The following is a 15,834-nucleotide window of genomic DNA, read 5'->3' as shown; positions in this document are numbered from 1 at the left end:
ACCGGCGGCGCCCCGCCGCCGCGGGAAGCCGGAAAAACCGACCCCATAGGCTTGGCTTCGTGCCGAACGCCACGCAGTCACCGCAAACCCCCGCCGAACCCGGTCGCGGGGAGCACTCCGCGACGCTGCGCCGGCTGGAGAAGTCCGCCGGGCGACTGGCCGCGAACGCCATCGCGCGGATGGACGCGCAACTGCCCTGGTATCGGGCGATGCCGCCGGAGAACCGTTCCTGGATCGGCCTGGTGGCGCAGGCCGGCATCGCCGCGTTCACCGAGTGGTTCCGGCACCCCGAGGCGCCGCAGGCGATCAGCACGGACGTGTTCGGCACCGCGCCGCGGGAGTTGACCCGGGCGATCTCGCTGCGGCAGACCGTGGAGATGGTGCGGACCACGATCGAGGTGATGGAGGCCGCGATCGACGAGGTCGCCGCGCCCGGCGACGAGGCGGTGCTGCGCGAGGCGCTGCTGGTCTACGCGCGGGAGATCGCCTTCGCCACCGCCCAGGTGTACGCGCAGGCCGCCGAGGCGCGCGGCGCGTGGGACGCGCGGCTGGAGTCGCTGGTCGTCAACGCGGTGCTGTCGGGCGAGGCCGACGAGGGCGTGCTGTCCCGGGCCGCCGCGCTCGGCTGGAACTCGCCGGACAAGATCGTCGTGGTGCTCGGCACCGCGCCGAGCGGCGACAGCGAGCTGACCGTCGAGGCGATCCGGCGGGCGTCCCGGCACGCGAAGCTGCAGGTGCTGACCGGCGTGCTCGGTGAGCGCCTGGTGGTGGTCGCGGGCGGCGACGACGACCCGCTGCGGGTGGCGAAGGCGCTGATCGGCCCGTTCGCGGCGGGCCCGGTGGTGGCCGGTCCCGTGGTGGGCGACCTGCTGTCGGCGACGCGCTCCGCGCAGGCCGCCGCGGCCGGGCTGCGGGCCTGCCACGCGTGGCCCGACGCGCCGAGGCCGGTGTCGTCCGACGATCTGCTGCCGGAGCGTGCGATGGCGGGTGACCGCCATGCGCGTGAGCAGTTGGTGGAGGAGATCTACAGGCCCCTGGAAGAAGCGGGCTCCGCGCTGCTGGAGACGCTGAGTGTCTATCTCGAACAGGCGTCGTCCCTCGAAGGGGCCGCGCGGATGCTTTTCGTGCACCCCAATACCGTCCGCTACCGGCTGCGACGTGTGACCGATGTCACCGGATGGTCACCCTCCGACGTGCGTTCGGCGTTCACACTGCGCATCGCCCTCATCCTGGGCAGGCTCTCCGATGCGGAGCGCCCGGGCTGAGCCTTTGTGGGACACCCACAAATCGCCCGACAGTTCTTGGTCCCTGTCCCCACGGGCGGTCATCCCCGCCCGCGAGAGAGAGTGTGAGGGTGCTCGTACTCGTCGCTCCCGGCCAGGGCGCACAGACGCCCGGCTTCCTCGCCCCCTGGCTCGAACTCCCCGGCGCCGCCGACCGCCTCGCAGGCTGGTCCGCCGCGGCGGAGCTGGATCTCGCCCGCTTCGGCACCAAGGCGGACGCGGACGAGATCCGCGACACCAAGGTCGCGCAGCCGCTGCTGGTCGCCGCGGGCCTGCTGTCCGCGGGTGAGCTGGGGCTGACCCCCGACCTGGTCGCCGGGCACAGCGTCGGCGAGATCACCGCGGCCGTGCTGGCCGGGGTGCTGTCCGCGCAGGACGCGATGACCTTCGTGGCGGCCCGCGGCCGCGCGATGGCCGACGCGGCCGCGGTGACCGCGACCGGCATGTCCGCGGTGCTCGGCGGCGACCCGGACGCGGTGGTGGCCCACCTGACCGGCCTGGGGCTGACCCCGGCGAACGTGAACGGGGCGGGCCAGATCGTCGCCGCGGGCACCCTGGAGCAACTGGCCGCGCTCGCCGCGGACAAGCCGGAGAAGGCCCGGGTCATCCCGCTCAAGGTCGCCGGCGCCTTCCACACCGCCCACATGGCCCCCGCGGTCGCGACGCTCGAGGCGCTGGCGCCCTCCCTCACCGTCTCCGACCCGGCGCTGCCGTATGTTTCGAATGCGGACGGGCAGGCGGTCGGCAACGGCGCCGACGTCGTACGCCGTCTGGTCGCCCAGGTGTCCAATCCGGTGCGCTGGGATCTGTGCATGGAGACGTTCAAGGAGCGCGGGGTCACCGCGATCATCGAGGTGTCGCCCGGCGGCACGCTGGTGGGTCTGGCCAAGCGGGCGCTGCCCGGGGTGCGGACGCTGGCGCTGAAGACGCCCGACGACCTCGACGCGGCCCGCGCGCTGGTGGCCGAGGCGGCGGCCGAAGCCGCTGCCCCGGACGCCGTACCCGAAGCCTCACCCGAACAGGAGCCGTTGCAGCGATGACAGCGAAGATCAGCCCGAGCAAGGGCGCGCCCTACGCACGGATCCTCGGCGTCGGCGGCTACCGCCCCACCCGGGTGGTGCCCAACCAGGTGATCCTGGAGCACATCGACTCCAGCGACGAGTGGATCAGGTCGCGGTCGGGCATCGCCAGCCGGCACTGGGCGGGCCCGGACGAGACGGTGGCGGAGATGTCGCTGGCGGCCGGCGGCAAGGCCATCGCCGACGCCGGGATCAGCGCCTCGGACATCGACGCCGTCGTCGTCGCGACCGTCTCGCACTTCAAGCAGACCCCCGCGGTCGCCACCGACATCGCGCACCGGATCGGTGCGGGCAAGCCGGCCGCGTTCGACATCTCGGCGGGCTGCGCGGGCTTCACCTACGGGCTGACCCTCGCCAAGGGCATGGTCACCGACGGCACCGCCGGCTACGTGCTGGTGATCGGCGTCGAGCGGCTGAGCGACCTGACGGACCTGGAGGACCGCGCGACGGCCTTCCTGTTCGGCGACGGCGCGGGCGCGGTCATCGTCGGCCCGTCCAACGTGCCCGCCATAGGCCCGACGGTGTGGGGCTCCGAGGGCGACAAGTCGGAGACGATCAAGCAGACCGTCTCCTGGGAGGTCTACCGGGACACGCCCGGCGAGCAGGTGCGTTTTCCGTCGATCACGCAGGAGGGCCAGGCGGTCTTCCGCTGGGCGGTCTTCGAGATGGCGAAGGTGGCCCAGGAGGCGCTGGACGCCGCCGGGATCACCGCGGACCAGCTCGACGCCTTCATCCCGCACCAGGCGAACATGCGGATCATCGACTCGATGATCAAGGCGTTGAAGCTCCCCGAGCACGTCGCCGTGGCCCGCGACGTCGAGACCACGGGTAACACCTCCGCCGCCTCCATTCCGCTCGCCATGGAGCGGCTGCTCGCCACCGGCCAGGCCAAGAGCGGGGACACCGCGCTGGTCATCGGCTTCGGGGCGGGTCTGGTCTACGCGGCGACTGTGGTTACTCTCCCCTAGTCACACACACCCTCGCGGCGCCGCAGTCCCGCCCGCCGCGCCATCGGTACACATCAAGGAGCGCCGTAAACAATGGCCACCCAGGAAGAGATCGTCGCCGGTCTCGCCGAGATCGTCAACGAGATCGCCGGCATCCCCACCGAGGACGTCAAGCTTGAGAAGTCCTTCACCGACGACCTGGACGTCGACTCGCTGTCGATGGTCGAGGTCGTGGTGGCGGCCGAGGAGCAGTTCGGCGTGAAGATCCCGGACGACGACGTCAAGAACCTCAAGACCGTCGGCGACGCCGCCGACTACATCCTCAAGGCGCAGCAGGCCTGACGCCGCTGGGCCGAAACGATCCCTCGGCGCGTAGCCCGCGGGATCGGCCACCGGGACGACGTGTCTGTCGCCCGCCCTTCTAGACGTGGAGAGACAATTCCTGTGAGCCCGACCAATCGCACCGTGGTCGTCACCGGTATCGGAGCAACCACACCGCTGGGTGGCGACAGCGCGTCGACCTGGGAGGCGCTGCTGGCCGGCCGGTCAGGTGTGCGCCCGCTCGAACAGGACTGGGCGGCCGAGCTGCCGGTAAGGATCGCCGCGCAGATCGCCGTGGAGCCCCTGGAGGTCCTGCCCAGGCCGCTGGCCCGCAAGCTGGACCGCAGCGCGCAGTTCGCGCTCATCGCGGCCCGTGAGGCGTGGGCGGACGCCGGTTACACGGCGAAGGCCGGCGAGGACCCGGCGGTCGACCCCGACCGGCTCGGCGCGGTCGTCGCCTCCGGCATCGGCGGCGTCACCACGCTGCTGGGGCAGTACGACGTGCTCAAGGAGCAGGGCGTGCGCAAGGTCTCGCCGCACACCGTGCCGATGCTGATGCCCAACAGCCCCTCCGCGAACGTCGGTATCGACATCAACGCGCGCGCCGGTGTGCACACCCCGGTCAGCGCGTGCGCCTCGGGCGCCGAGGCGATCGGCTACGCGGTCGAGATGATCCGCACCGGCCGCGCCGACGTCGTGGTGGCCGGCGGCACCGAGGCGGCGATCCACCCGCTGCCGATCGTCGCCTTCGGCAACATGATGGCGATGTCCAAGAACAACGACGACCCGCAGGGCGCCTCGCGGCCGTACGACGCCGGGCGGGACGGCTTCGTCCTCGGCGAGGGCGCGGGCGTGGTGGTGCTCGAGTCGATCGAGCACGCCAGGGCGCGCGGCGCCCGGGTGTACGCGGAGGTGGTCGGCCAGGGGATCTCGGCCGACGCGCACCACATCACCCAGCCGGAGCCGACCGGCCGCGGTATCGCGGCGGCGCTCCAGCACCTGCTGGACGGCTCCGACCTCAAGCCGGCCGAGATCGTGCACGTCAACGCGCACGCCACGTCAACCCCGCAGGGTGATGTGGCGGAGATCAAGGCGCTGCGGCGGATCTTCGGCGACGACGTGGACCACATGGCGATCTCCGCCACCAAGTCCATGACCGGCCACCTGCTGGGCGGCGCCGGCGGTATCGAGACGGTCGCCTCCGTGCTGGCCCTCTACCACCGCGTGGCCCCGCCGACGATCAACCTGGCGGAGCAGGACCCGGAGGCCGACGCGGACATCGTCCGCGACAAGCCCCGCCCGCTGCCCGAGGGCACGATCGCAGCCCTGAACGACTCCTTCGGCTTCGGCGGCCACAACGTCGTTCTGGCACTGCGCAGCTTCGAGAGCTGACCTCTGCGGCGACGGCGCCCTGGGGTGATTGCCACTTGCGGTGGCAACGCGTCCTCCCCGCCGTCGTGGCCGGTCGCGCACTTCCCCGCGCCCCTGATGGCTTGCCCTCTACGCAGAGGGCGAGCGTTTGTCAGGGGCGCGGGGAACTGCGCGCGCAAGCACGACGGCGCCGCAGTCGACCGGCCAGCGCCAGGGGGTATCCACCCAGGGGCGCGGGGAACTGCGCGCCCAGCCCCCACGCACCGCAAGTGCGACAGACCACCGCAAGGGGCAGGCAGTCACCCCAGGGGCGCGGGGAACTGCGCGCGCAAGCACGACGGCGCCGCAGTCGACCGGCCAGCGCCAGGGGCACCCGTTTATTCGGGCCAGCTGGCGAAGTAACCGGCCGCCATGTCGCCCGCGCCGTGGCCCTGGGCCTCCGCGCGGCGGAAGCGGGCGGCTGCGGCCGCTGCGAGGTCCATGCGGACGCCGGCCGACTCGCCGGCCGCGACGATCAGGTCGAGGTCCTTGGCGGCGCCGGTGACCGTGAAGTTGGGCGTGAAGTCGCCGCTGAGGATCGCGGCGGCCTTCATCCGCAGGTAGGGCGTGTCCATGGAGCCGCCCTCGATGGCCTGGAAGAAGCGGTCGGGGTCGACGTCCAGGGCCTTGGCCAGGGCCAGGGTCTCGCCGGTGGCGGCGGTCAGGGCGAGCACCCAGTTGTTCAGCACCAGCTTGAGCCGGCTGGCAGGCCCGTCCGCAGCGTCCCCCGGCAGCCACATGGTGCTGCGGCCGATCGCGTCGAAGACCTTGTCGGCGACCGGGCGGACGGCGTCCGGGCCGGCGGCCAGCACCGTCAGCTCCCCCGCGTCGGCGACCGAGCGCGTACCGAGGACGGGCGAGTCGACGAAGCGCAGGCCGCGCTCGGCGGCGAGGGCGGCGAGGCCCGCCTGCGCCTCGGGCCCGACCGTGCCGGTCTGCAGCCAGACCGCGCCGGGGCGCAGGCCCTCGGCGGCGTCGCCGATCACCTCCGCGGTGGCGGGCCCGTCGAGCAGCATGGTGACGACGGCGTCGGCGTCGCGTACGGCCTCGGCGGGGTCGGTGACGACCCGTACGCCGTGGGCGGCCAGCGGCTCCGCGCGGGACGGGGTGCGGTTCCAGGCGCGGACGTCATGGCCCGCGGCGGACAGGTTGCGTGCGATCCCGGCGCCCATGAGGCCGGTGCCGAGGACCGCGACGGTGAGAGTGTCGGACATGACGGCAGGCTACGCGGCCGGGCCCGGTCACGCGGGCACCGGGGACCGCGGGCTGAGCGGGTGTCAGACGACCTGGTGCAGCCAGCGGACCGGCGCGCCCTCACCGGCGTAGCGGAACGGCTCCAGCTCGTCGTCCCACGGCTTGCCCAGCAGCCGGGACAGCTCGACCTCCAGGTCGGCCTCGCCGCTGCGGGCCCGCTGCATGGCGGCGCGCAGCCGGTCCTCGGGGATCAGGATGTCGCCGTGCATGCCGATGACCGCGTGGAAGATGCCCAGCTCCGGCGTGGCGCTGTAGCGCTCGCCCTCGGCGCCTGCGGACGGCTCCGCGGTGACCTCGAAGCGCAGCAGGTGCCAGCCGCGCAGCGCGGACGCCAGCTTGGAGGCCGTGCCGGGCTCGCCCTGCCACGAGAACTCGGCACGCCACGTGCCGGGCGCGGCCGGCTGCCTGATCCAGTCCAGGCTCACGCGCACGCCGAGGACGCCCGCGACGGCCCATTCGACATGCGGGCAGAGCGCGCGCGGTGCGGCGTGCACGTACAGAACACCACGTGTCGTCACCGGTACCTCCAGTGTGGGACGAGGTTCGCCTTCCCCAGCGGCCTCAACACCCGAACCGGCTGCTCCGGGGGCAACATGAGAGACATTCTGCACTATTCGCGGCAAACAGGACAACTACTGACGGTTTGCCGCCCGGTCGCGGCCGACCTCCCGTCACATCGATCCGAGTGTCAGGGAAAAAGCTACCCTGCGGCGTCTCCCAGAGCGTGGCGTACCGTCGGGCTGTCACCCGATGTCACCCACTCCTCGGAGGGATGTCCCGTATGCGACCACTGCTACGACGCGGCCTGGCACTGGCCTGTGGTGCCCTCCTGCTGGGCGGATGCTCCTCCGGCGGGTCGCCGGACGGCGGGCGGGCGTCCACGGCCGGGTCGCCCACCGCACACACCTCGCATTCCGCGCCGCGGCCCGCGCCGGCGGCGCCTGTTCGCCCGTGGAACGTCCATCCGGCGTCGGTGGCCGCCCTCGGCGACTCGATCACCCGCGGCTTCGACGCCTGCAAGCCGCTGTCCGACTGCCCCGAGGTGTCCTGGGCGACCGGCTCACGGCTCGGCGTCGACAGCATCTCCAGCCGGCTGACCGGGGCCGGGCCCGCCACCCGCAGCTGGAACCTCGCCGACACCGGCGCCCGGGTCGCCGACCTGGCGGCCCAGGCGCGGGAGGCGGCCGCGTACCACCCGGCGATGGTGACGGTGCTGATCGGCGCCAACGACGCCTGTACGTCGTCGCCCGGCACGATGACGCCGGTCGCGGACTTCCGCACCGACTTCGGCGCGGCCATGGCCTATCTGCACAAGACGCTGCCGACCACCCAGATCCTGGTCGCCAGCATCCCCGACCTGCAGCGGCTGTGGTCGGTGGGCCGGTCCAACGTGCTGGGCAAGCAGGTGTGGAAGCTCGGCCTGTGCCCGTCGATGCTCGGCGACCCCGACTCGCTGGGCGCCGCCGCCACGGCCAGGCGCACCGCCGTCCGCGACCGGGTGGTCGCCTACAACAAGGTCCTCGCACAGGTCTGCGGGCGGTACGCGCGCTGCCGCGACGACGGCGGGGCGGTCTTCGCCTACCGCTTCGGCACGGACGAGCTGAGCACGTGGGACTGGTTCCACCCGAACGAGAAGGGCGAGGAGCAACTGGCGGCGCTGCTGGCCGCGGTCGCCTTCCGGCCGCAGTAGCGCGACCCCGCTGCCATGCGGACAGAAGCTGACCGCGTGCACTTCTAGCGTGTTCCTCATGGACACCACGAACGACCACGCTCCCGCACGCTCCGACACCCCGGGCTCGGCCGCCGGGCTGCCCGGCCGGTGGATCGGCTACACCGCGGTGCTCGCCGCCAGCGTCATGGACCTGCTGGACTCGACCATCGCGAACGTCGCCGCGCCCTCGATCCGTACGTCGCTCGGCGGCTCCTACGCCGACCTGCAGTGGATCGCCGCGAGCTACACCCTGGCGATGGCGGTCGCCCTGCTCATCGGCGGTCGCCTCGGCGACATGTTCGGCCGCAAGCGGGTGCTGCTCACCGGGATGGCCGGCTTCGTGGTCGGCTCGATGGTCTGCGCGGCGTCCCAGAGCCCGTCCATGCTCATCACCGCGCGGCTCGTGCAGGGCGCCTTCGGCGCGGTGATGATCCCCCAGTGCTTCGCCATCCCCCGGGAGATCTTCTCGCCGCAGGAGGTGAAGAAGGCCTGGGGCATCTTCGGGCCGATGATGGGCCTGTCCGCGGTGCTCGGCCCGGTGGTGGCCGGACTGCTCATCCACGCCGACCTCTTCGGCTCCGGCTGGCGGATGATCTTCGGCATCAACCTGCCGATCGGGCTGGCCGCGCTGACAGTCGGCTGGAGGTTCCTGCCGCCCGTCAGGCCCGCCGCCCGCGACGTACGGCTCGACGCGGTCGGCGTGCTGCTGGCCGGCGGCGGCGCCTTCCTGCTGGTCTTCCCGCTCGTCCAGGGCCGCGAACTGGGCTGGCCCGCCTGGACGCTGGCGATGCTCGGCGTGTCGCTGCCGGTGCTCGGCCTCTTCGCCCTGCACCAGGTCCGGCGCAGCCGTGCCGGGCTCAGCCCGCTGGTCGAGCCGAGCGTCTTCCGCAAGCGGTCCTACGTCTCCGGGGTCGCCTTCGCCATCGCCTTCACCGCCTCCATGGGCGGCATGATCCTCACGCTCGGCGTCTTCCTCCAGGTCGGCCTCGGCTACACCGCCCTGCACTCGGCGCTGGCCACGGCGCCCTGGGCGGTCGGCGCGTTCTTCGGCTCCGCCGCCGGCGGGATCTTCATGGGCCGCCTCGGCCGGCGCGTCCTGCACATCGGCCTGGTCCTGATGGGCGCCGGCGTCCTCGGCCTCTACGCCGTCTTCCAGACGGCCGGCTCGGACCTGACCGCCTGGCAACTGGCCGCTCCGCTGGTGGTCGGCGGCGCCGGGATGGGCATGATCTTCGTGCCGCTCTTCGACATCATCCTCGGCGGCGTCGAGCCCCACGAGATCGGCTCCGCCTCGGGGACGCTGCAGGCGGTGCAGCAGCTCGGGATGACGCTCGGGATCGCGGTGCTCGGCACGATCTTCTTCAACGTGCTCAGCTCCGGGGCGCCGGGGGCGCCCGGCTACACGTCCTCGGCGGTGGACGCGGCGTCCACGACCTCGCTGTGCACGGGTGGGCTGATCGCCCTGGCCTTCCTCCTCGGCTTCTTCCTCCCCCGGGCGGCCCACTCCGAGCCGGACTCCGCGAAGAGCCCGGCCGAGCTGGCCACCGTCTGAGCCCCGGGCCCCGCCCGCTCCCCGTCGGGCGGGGCCCGGTCCCCCCTCGCACCCCTCGCGGTGCGGGGGGGCTTTGTCGCTCCGTCCCCGCGCCCTGGGCGGCTGCCGCTTGCGGTGGCGTCTCGCCTGCGGCCCGTTGAGAACTGCGCGCCCAGCAGCCCGGCTAGGGGAGGGGGGTCGTGAGGGGGCCCGTCGAGAGGTGGGAGGGGGGCGGGGGGAGGCGCCACGCGGCAGCGGATTGGTCCCAGGTGGAAACGGCTCGGCGGGGGACGGAGATGACCGCAGAGGCCGCCTCGCCCGGGGCCGCGGTCACGGAAGCGAAACCGGCGAGGGTGGCGGGCCCGCCCTCGGACCCGGTGAAGTAGAGCTGGAAGACCTCCCGCCCGGCCCGGGGGCCGACGTTCCTGACCCGCACCGTGATCTTGACCAGTTCCTCCGGAAGGGAACCCGGCACCGCCGTCAGCTCCTCGTACGCCCAGGACGTGTAGCCGAGCCCGTGCCCGAAGGGGTAGGCCGGGGCGGCCACCCCGGGCCGCTGCCAGGCCCGGTAGCCGACGTGGAGCCCTTCCTCGTAGGCCAGCACGCCCTCGCGCGGGGTGACCTCCGTGACGGGCGCGTCGGCGAGCCTGGCCGGCCAGGTCGTGGGGAGCCGCCCGCCGGGCTCGACCACGCCGAGCAGCACGTCGGCGAGAGCCGCGCCCCCTTCCTGCCCGGGGAACCAGCAGACGAGCACCGCCGCGACGTCCTCGCGCCAGGGCAGCTCCACCGGAGCACCGGCGTTGACGACCACGACCGTGCGGGGATTGGCCGCGGCGACCCGCGCGACGAGTTCGTCCTGCCGTCCCGGCAGCCGCAGGTCCCGCCGGTCGAAGCCCTCCGACTCGACGCGCTCCGTGGTGCCGACCACGACCACCGCCGTGTGGGCGGCCCGCGCCGCCGCGACGGCCTCGGTGAGCAACTCCTCCTCGTCCCGTTCGGGTTCGCCGTGCAGCAGGCCGAACCCCACTGCCACGATCGGCAGTTCGACGTCCTTGGGCGGCGCGTGGACCAGGCTCACCGCCACCGCCTCGCCCGCCGCGAGATACACCGTGCCGCGCTGTGTCGGCTTGCCGAAGAAGGCCTCGAAGGGATCGGAGTGCGGGTCGAACTGCGGTCCCTCGTAGAGGACCTGGCCCGCGACGGTCAGGGCGAAGCCCCCGGTCCCGCGGGTGCCGAACCGGTGCTCGCCGGCGACCGCGGGGGTGAAGGTGCCGCACACCTCGACGGTGTGCAGCTCGTCGTGGTCGATGCCGGGCGGCAGCTCGCCGAACCACTGCACCTGGCCCGACGGCAGGGCCTCGGAGCCCAGTTCGCGCCCGTCGGCCGCGCGGGCCACCGCCCGCAGCACGAACCCGCCCGCCGCGGGCGCCAGTTCCTCGCTGGGGTCGGCGCCGAGCGCGTGACCGAGCGGCACTCCGGCGGGCAGCGCCTCCCGCAGGGCGTCCAGCAGCGAGACCACGTGCGCGGGGAAGACCTCCGCGGATCCGCCGCCCAGGATGCGCGGTTCGCGCGCGGCCGCGCCGATCAGCGCGATGCCGCCCTGCACGGCGGCGGTGTCCAGCGGCAGCACCGGGGCCTGGTCGCGTACGGCGTTGCGCAGCAGCACGCAGCCGCGGCCGGCGATCTCCCGGGCCAGCGCGTCGCCGTCGACGGGCGCGGGCCGGTCCTCGGGTGCGACGGCCGGCGGGGCGCCGTCCAGCAGCCCGGCGCGGGCCGCCAGCCGCAGCACCCGGCGTGCCGCGTCCGCCACCAGCTCCTCGGGCACCTCGCCGGCCCTGACCGCGGCGGCCAGCGCCTCGCCGTAGACGGTGTGCGGGCCGGGCATGGCCAGGTCGAGGCCGCCGCGGATCGCGCCGACGGTGGAGCGGGCGGCCAGCCAGTCGGAGACGACGACCCCGTCGAAGCCCCATTCGCCGCGCAGCACGCCGTTGACGAGCTCGGCGTGCTCGGTCATGGTGACGCCGTTCACCGCGTTGTACGCCGCCATCACGCCCCACGGGCGGGCCCCGGTGACGATCGCCTCGAACGGTGCCAGGTAGAGCTCGCGCAACGGCCGCGGGTCGATCCGGTTGTCGACGGTGAAGCGGTCGGTCTCGGCCTCGTTGCCGACGAAGTGCTTGACGGTGACGCCGACGCCGCCGTCCTGCACCCCGCGCACGTACCCGGTGCCGATCGCCCCGGTGAGCAGCGGGTCCTCGCTGTACGCCTCGAAGTGCCGCCCGCCCAGCGGGCTGCGGTGCAGGTTGACCGTCGGCGCGAGCAGCACGTGCACCCTTTGCGGCGCGCCTCCTGGGCGAGCAGCCTGCCCGCCCTGCGGGCCAGTTCCGGGTCCCAGGCCGCGGCCAGCGCGGTGGGGCTGGGCAGCGCCACCGACGGGTCGTCGGGCGTCCAGCGCCTGCCGCGTACGCCGACCGGGCCGTCCGACATCACCAGCGAGCGCAGCCCGATCGCCGGTAGGGCGGGCAGCGACCACATGTCCTGCCCGGCCAGCAGCCGGGCCCTGTCCGCCAGCCCGAGTTCGCGCAGCGCGGCCTGCACGATCCGCTCACGCTCGGCGTCACCCGTCTCGACCGTCATCCGCCCATGCTGAACCGGCACTGCCGGGGAGGGCAACCGTCGGTGCCGCCCCAAGTGGCGGCCCGGGGGCGTGAAGGCCGCGTCAGCCGAACAGCTGGCGCCCCCAGTCCTGCCCGGCGGCGAGGCCGGGCGGCACGGCGAAGACGCCGCTGCCGATGTGCTGGATGTACTCGTTGAGCGCGTCGTGCGCGCCCAGCACCCGCTGGAGGGTGACGAAGCGGTCGGGGCTGTTCATGAACGCGATGAAGAACAGCCCGCCCAGCAGGTCGCCGGTCGCCTTGTCGATTCCGTCGGTGTAGGAGTAGCCGCGCCGCAGGATGCGCAGGCCCTTGTTGTTCTCGGGCGAGGCCAGCCTGATGTGGGCGTCGTCCGGGATGACGTACTCCCCGCCGGACTTCGCCGCGAAGTCCGGCGTGTCGAATTCGCCGTGCCCGGTCAGCGGGGCGCCGCTGCCCTTGTAGCGGCCGAAGACGTCCTGCTGGTCGCCGAGCCGGTCGCGGTCCCACTGCTCCATCCGCATCCGGATCTTGCGGCTCACCAGGTAGGCGCCGCCGCGTATCCAGCGCTGCGGCTCCTCCTCGCCGATCCACACGTGCTGGCCCATGACCGTCTCGTCGCGGGCGTCGATGTTCCGGGTGCCGTCCTTGAAGCCCATCAGGTTGCGCGGGGTGGCCTGTTGCGGGGTGGTGGACGACGTACGCCCGAAGCCCAGCTCCATCCAGCGCGGCAGGACGGTGCCGAAGCCGAGCCTGCGCAGGTTGCGTACCGCGTGGAAGGCGACCTGCGGGTCGTCGGCGCAGGCCTGGACGCACAGGTCACCGCCGGTGACCGACGGGTCCAGGTTCTCGCCGGGCAGCTGCGGCAGCTGCTTGAGGGCGGTGGGGCGGCGGCCGGCGAGGCCGAAGCGGTCGTCGAAGAGCGCCGGGCCATAGCCGACGGTGACGGTGAGCCGGCCGGGGGTCAGGCCGACCGCCTCGCCGGTGTCGTCCGGCGGGGTGTTGAGGTCGCCCTCGTCCCCCGGCACCGGGTGGCCCAGGGTCATCGCCTCGGCGGCGGCGGTCCAGGCGGTGAGCAGCGCGGCCAGATCGGCGCGGGTGGCGTTGGGCGCCACGTCGAAGGTCGCGAAGCACAGCCGGTCCTGGGACGGGGTGGCGATGCCGGCCTGGTGGGCGCCGCGGAAGTCGACCGTGGCGGCCGCCGGGTGGCCGGCCGGGGCGTGCGAGCCCGAACCGTTGTCGCGGCCGGCCAGTGCGCTGCCGCCCGCACCGAGGGCGGCACCGGCGACCGCCGCCCCCGCGCCGACCGCGCCGAGCAGCCGCCGCCGGCTGACGGCAGCGGGTGCCGGGCCGGAGGCGTGCGGGGCCCGCTCCGGGGTGATGTCGGGGGCGCCGTCCTGGCTCCGCGTGTCCCGTGCGGCCGGCTCCTGGGGCCCCTCTGCGGGGTCGTCGGGGGTGGTCACGAGTCAGGCGATCTTTCCGGCGATCTTGGACACCGACTCGGCGTACGCGTCGACCGCCTGGGCCAGGACGCGCCGCTGGGCGTCGGTGACCTTGCGGTAGTCGACGTAGCCGCTGTCCTCGTAACCGGGCGTGGCCGCGTACGCCTTGAGCGCGTCGGCGGTCGCCTGGTAGCGCTGGCCGACGGTGGTGGCGAGCGTCGGGTCCTTCGCCTTGAGCACCGGCAGCAGCACGGTGACCGCCTCGTTCGCACCGGCCAGGTTGCCGTCGAAGTCCAGCAGGTCGATGTGCGAGTAGCGCTCCTCCTCCCCGGTGATCTTGGAGGACTGGATCTCGTTGACCAGATCGGTCGCGCCGTTGGCGATCGCGGCCGGCTGGTACTCCACGCTCTGCACCTTGGTGTAGAGCTCGTGCACGTCGGCGCTCAACTGGTCGGCGAGCTTGCCCAGTCCGTCGGTGGAGTTCTTCTCCCACAGGCTCTGCTCGATGCGGTGGAAGCCGGTGAAGTCGGCGGCGGTGGCGGCGTCGTCGATGCGGCCGTCGATCCGGCCGTCGATGTCGCTCCAGGTCTCGGCGGTCGGCTCGATGCGCTCGTAGTGGATACGGGCCTTGCCGTAGAGGGTCTTGGCCTCGTCGGTCTTGCCTGCCTTGACCGCGGCGGTGAACGCGTCGGTGCCGCTGACCAGTTCCCTGACCTCGCCGGTGACCCAGGTCGCGTACTGCTGGGTGGCGGTGACCAGCGCCGGGTCGTCCTTCCAGGTCTTCTTCGCGGTGCCGGTGACGGTGAAGGCGGTCTTCTCGGTCTTCGCGCCGGGGCAGTAGACCTGGTACTTGCCGGCGTCCAGGTTGAGGGTGAAGTCGCCGGACAGGCCGGGCGTCAGGTTCTCCTTCTCGCCCAGGATCTTGCCGCCGTCGAGCAGTTCGGCCTCGGTGACCCGCCCGGAGTCCTTGTTGCTGACGTCGAACTTCACCGTTCCCGCGGGCACGGTCGCCGGGGCGGGGGCGCAGTCCTTGTCGCTGATGACGATCTTGACGGTGGAGGACTTGGCGTCGGCGTTCTCGGCGTTGGCGGGCGCGGAGCCCTTCGAGTCGTCCTTGCCGCCGCCGCAGGCGGTCAGCATCAGGCCTGCGGTGATCACGGTGGCCGCGCAGGCCAGGGCGCGGCGGCGGGTGGCTCGGGGGTTCACGGTCAGCTCCTGTTGGGGGTTTACGGAAGGGGGGCGGGAAGTCGTGCGGCGGGTCAGCCGGTGACCGGCTGGGGGGCGCGGGCCTTGCGCGGGCGGGCCGGCCACAGGACGACGGCGGCCATCGGGATCGCGTAGACCAGCCAGCCGATCACCATCGTCCAGTCGGGGAACGGCTGGATGCCGAGCACGCCGGTGACCACCGAGGCGGTCGGGGTGTTGGGGTGCACCAGCCAGGTCAGGTCGAAGGCCCGGGTGCCCTGTTCCAGCCAGCCGCCCTCGGCTGCGGTCATCAGCGCGGTGGACACCAGGCCGGCGGCGACCAGGATCAGCACCAGGCCGGTGACGCGGAAGAACCGCGAGAGGTTGAGCCGGACGCCGCCGCGGTAGATGCCGTAACCGACGACCGCGGCCAGCGCGACGCCCAGCGCGGCACCGGTGCCGCCGTACTTCGCGTTGCCGCTGGCGTTGAAGGTGGCCAGCAGGAAGACCGAGGTCTCGAAGCCCTCCCGCAGCACGGCGAGGAAGGCCATCAGCACCAGCGCGGAGGCCGAGCCCTCGGTGAGGGCGCGGCCGGCCGCGCCCTCCAGGTCCTTGCGCAGGTCGCGGGAGTGCCGCTTCATCCACAGCACCATGTAGCTGACCATCACCACGGCGATGGCGCCGATGACCGTCTCCAGCTGCTCCTGCTGCTTCTGCGGCAGGTCGCTGGAGTAGATCTGCAGTCCGATCGCGACCGCCACGCAGATCGCCACCGCGATGGCGACGCCCAGCCACACCTTCTTCAGCGCGTCCCTGCGGCCCTGCTGGGCGAGGAAGGAGGCGATGATGCCCACGATGAGGGCAGCCTCCAGTCCTTCGCGGAGTCCGATGACGAACGTGGGGAGCATGGGGGTCCTTCGGGATCCGGGGGCGGGCGACTATAAGGTAAGGCAGGCCTTATTTAGGTTAGGGCAGCCTTATTACAGGCCGTACACCGGGGTGCCGTCAAGAGCCCCCACCTGCGCCGATTTGGGGTGG

General features: G+C 73.0%; 12 protein-coding genes and 1 pseudogene. 7 read left to right on the top strand and 6 right to left on the bottom strand.

The features are described 5' to 3' along the window. Positions 1–59 precede the first annotated feature (59 nt). The 5 genes from OG702_RS25670 (at position 60) to fabF (ending at position 5,022) form a co-directional block, all read left to right on the top strand. Positions 60–1,265 (top strand): PucR family transcriptional regulator, encoded by a 1,206-nt coding sequence (locus tag OG702_RS25670; RefSeq protein ID WP_327291297.1) that lies wholly within the window; start codon positions 60–62, stop codon positions 1,263–1,265. An 89-nt stretch (positions 1,266–1,354) separates the two neighbouring features. Next, the gene (locus OG702_RS25665; RefSeq protein ID WP_327291296.1) at positions 1,355–2,323 is read left to right on the top strand and encodes an ACP S-malonyltransferase; all 969 of its coding nucleotides are present in this window, start codon (positions 1,355–1,357) and stop codon (positions 2,321–2,323) included. Next, positions 2,320–3,330, top strand: coding sequence for a ketoacyl-ACP synthase III (locus tag OG702_RS25660; protein ID WP_327291295.1), 1,011 nt, complete (start codon positions 2,320–2,322; stop codon positions 3,328–3,330). The genes OG702_RS25665 and OG702_RS25660 overlap by 4 nt, the downstream gene beginning before the upstream one ends. Before the next feature lie 72 nt (positions 3,331–3,402). Further along, on the top strand, positions 3,403–3,651 hold the full coding sequence (locus OG702_RS25655) for an acyl carrier protein (RefSeq protein ID WP_327291294.1): 249 nt from the start codon (positions 3,403–3,405) through the stop codon (positions 3,649–3,651). Positions 3,652–3,753: 102 nt separating this feature from the next. After that, a complete protein-coding gene (gene fabF, locus OG702_RS25650) occupies positions 3,754–5,022 on the top strand; it encodes a beta-ketoacyl-ACP synthase II (protein ID WP_327291293.1) in 1,269 nt (422 codons plus the stop codon). A gap of 356 nt (positions 5,023–5,378) precedes the next feature. On the opposite strand, the gene OG702_RS25645 is transcribed toward fabF, so the two are convergent. Together OG702_RS25645 and OG702_RS25640 are read right to left on the bottom strand one after the other, a co-directional pair. After that, positions 5,379–6,254 (bottom strand): NAD(P)-dependent oxidoreductase, encoded by an 876-nt coding sequence (locus OG702_RS25645; RefSeq protein WP_327291292.1) that lies wholly within the window; start codon positions 6,252–6,254, stop codon positions 5,379–5,381. Positions 6,255–6,317: 63 nt separating this feature from the next. Continuing rightward, entirely contained in the window at positions 6,318–6,812 is a 495-nt protein-coding gene (locus OG702_RS25640) for a DUF3145 domain-containing protein (protein WP_327291290.1), read from the bottom strand. Between the two features lie 263 nt (positions 6,813–7,075). Between OG702_RS25640 and OG702_RS25635 the strand changes: the two genes are divergently transcribed. Continuing rightward, positions 7,076–7,984, top strand: a complete 909-nt coding sequence (locus OG702_RS25635; RefSeq protein ID WP_327291289.1) for an SGNH/GDSL hydrolase family protein — start codon at positions 7,076–7,078, stop codon at positions 7,982–7,984. Positions 7,985–8,042: 58 nt separating this feature from the next. Next, positions 8,043–9,557, top strand: coding sequence for an MFS transporter (locus OG702_RS25630; RefSeq protein WP_327291288.1), 1,515 nt, complete (start codon positions 8,043–8,045; stop codon positions 9,555–9,557). A gap of 163 nt (positions 9,558–9,720) precedes the next feature. On the opposite strand, the pseudogene OG702_RS25625 reads toward OG702_RS25630, so the two are convergent. The 4 genes and pseudogenes from OG702_RS25625 to efeU all read right to left on the bottom strand — a co-directional run bounded on the left by OG702_RS25625 (position 9,721) and on the right by efeU (position 15,704). Then, positions 9,721–12,173 (bottom strand): annotated as a pseudogene (locus tag OG702_RS25625) (glycoside hydrolase family 3 C-terminal domain-containing protein). 82 nt (positions 12,174–12,255) lie between these two features. Next, the gene (gene efeB / locus OG702_RS25620; protein ID WP_327293369.1) at positions 12,256–13,551 is read right to left on the bottom strand and encodes an iron uptake transporter deferrochelatase/peroxidase subunit; all 1,296 of its coding nucleotides are present in this window, start codon (positions 13,549–13,551) and stop codon (positions 12,256–12,258) included. A gap of 84 nt (positions 13,552–13,635) precedes the next feature. Beyond that, positions 13,636–14,817 (bottom strand): iron uptake system protein EfeO, encoded by a 1,182-nt coding sequence (efeO, locus tag OG702_RS25615; protein WP_327291286.1) that lies wholly within the window; start codon positions 14,815–14,817, stop codon positions 13,636–13,638. 53 nt (positions 14,818–14,870) lie between these two features. Then, on the bottom strand, positions 14,871–15,704 hold the full coding sequence (gene efeU / locus OG702_RS25610) for an iron uptake transporter permease EfeU (protein WP_327291285.1): 834 nt from the start codon (positions 15,702–15,704) through the stop codon (positions 14,871–14,873). Between the last annotated feature and the right edge of the window lie 130 nt (positions 15,705–15,834).

This window comes from Streptomyces sp. NBC_01198 (assembly GCF_036010485.1).
In the GTDB taxonomy this organism is placed as follows: Bacteria; Actinomycetota; Actinomycetes; order Streptomycetales; family Streptomycetaceae; genus Actinacidiphila.
Note: the sequence above shows the minus strand (reverse complement) of the source record. Positions and strands in the feature narration are given on the sequence as shown.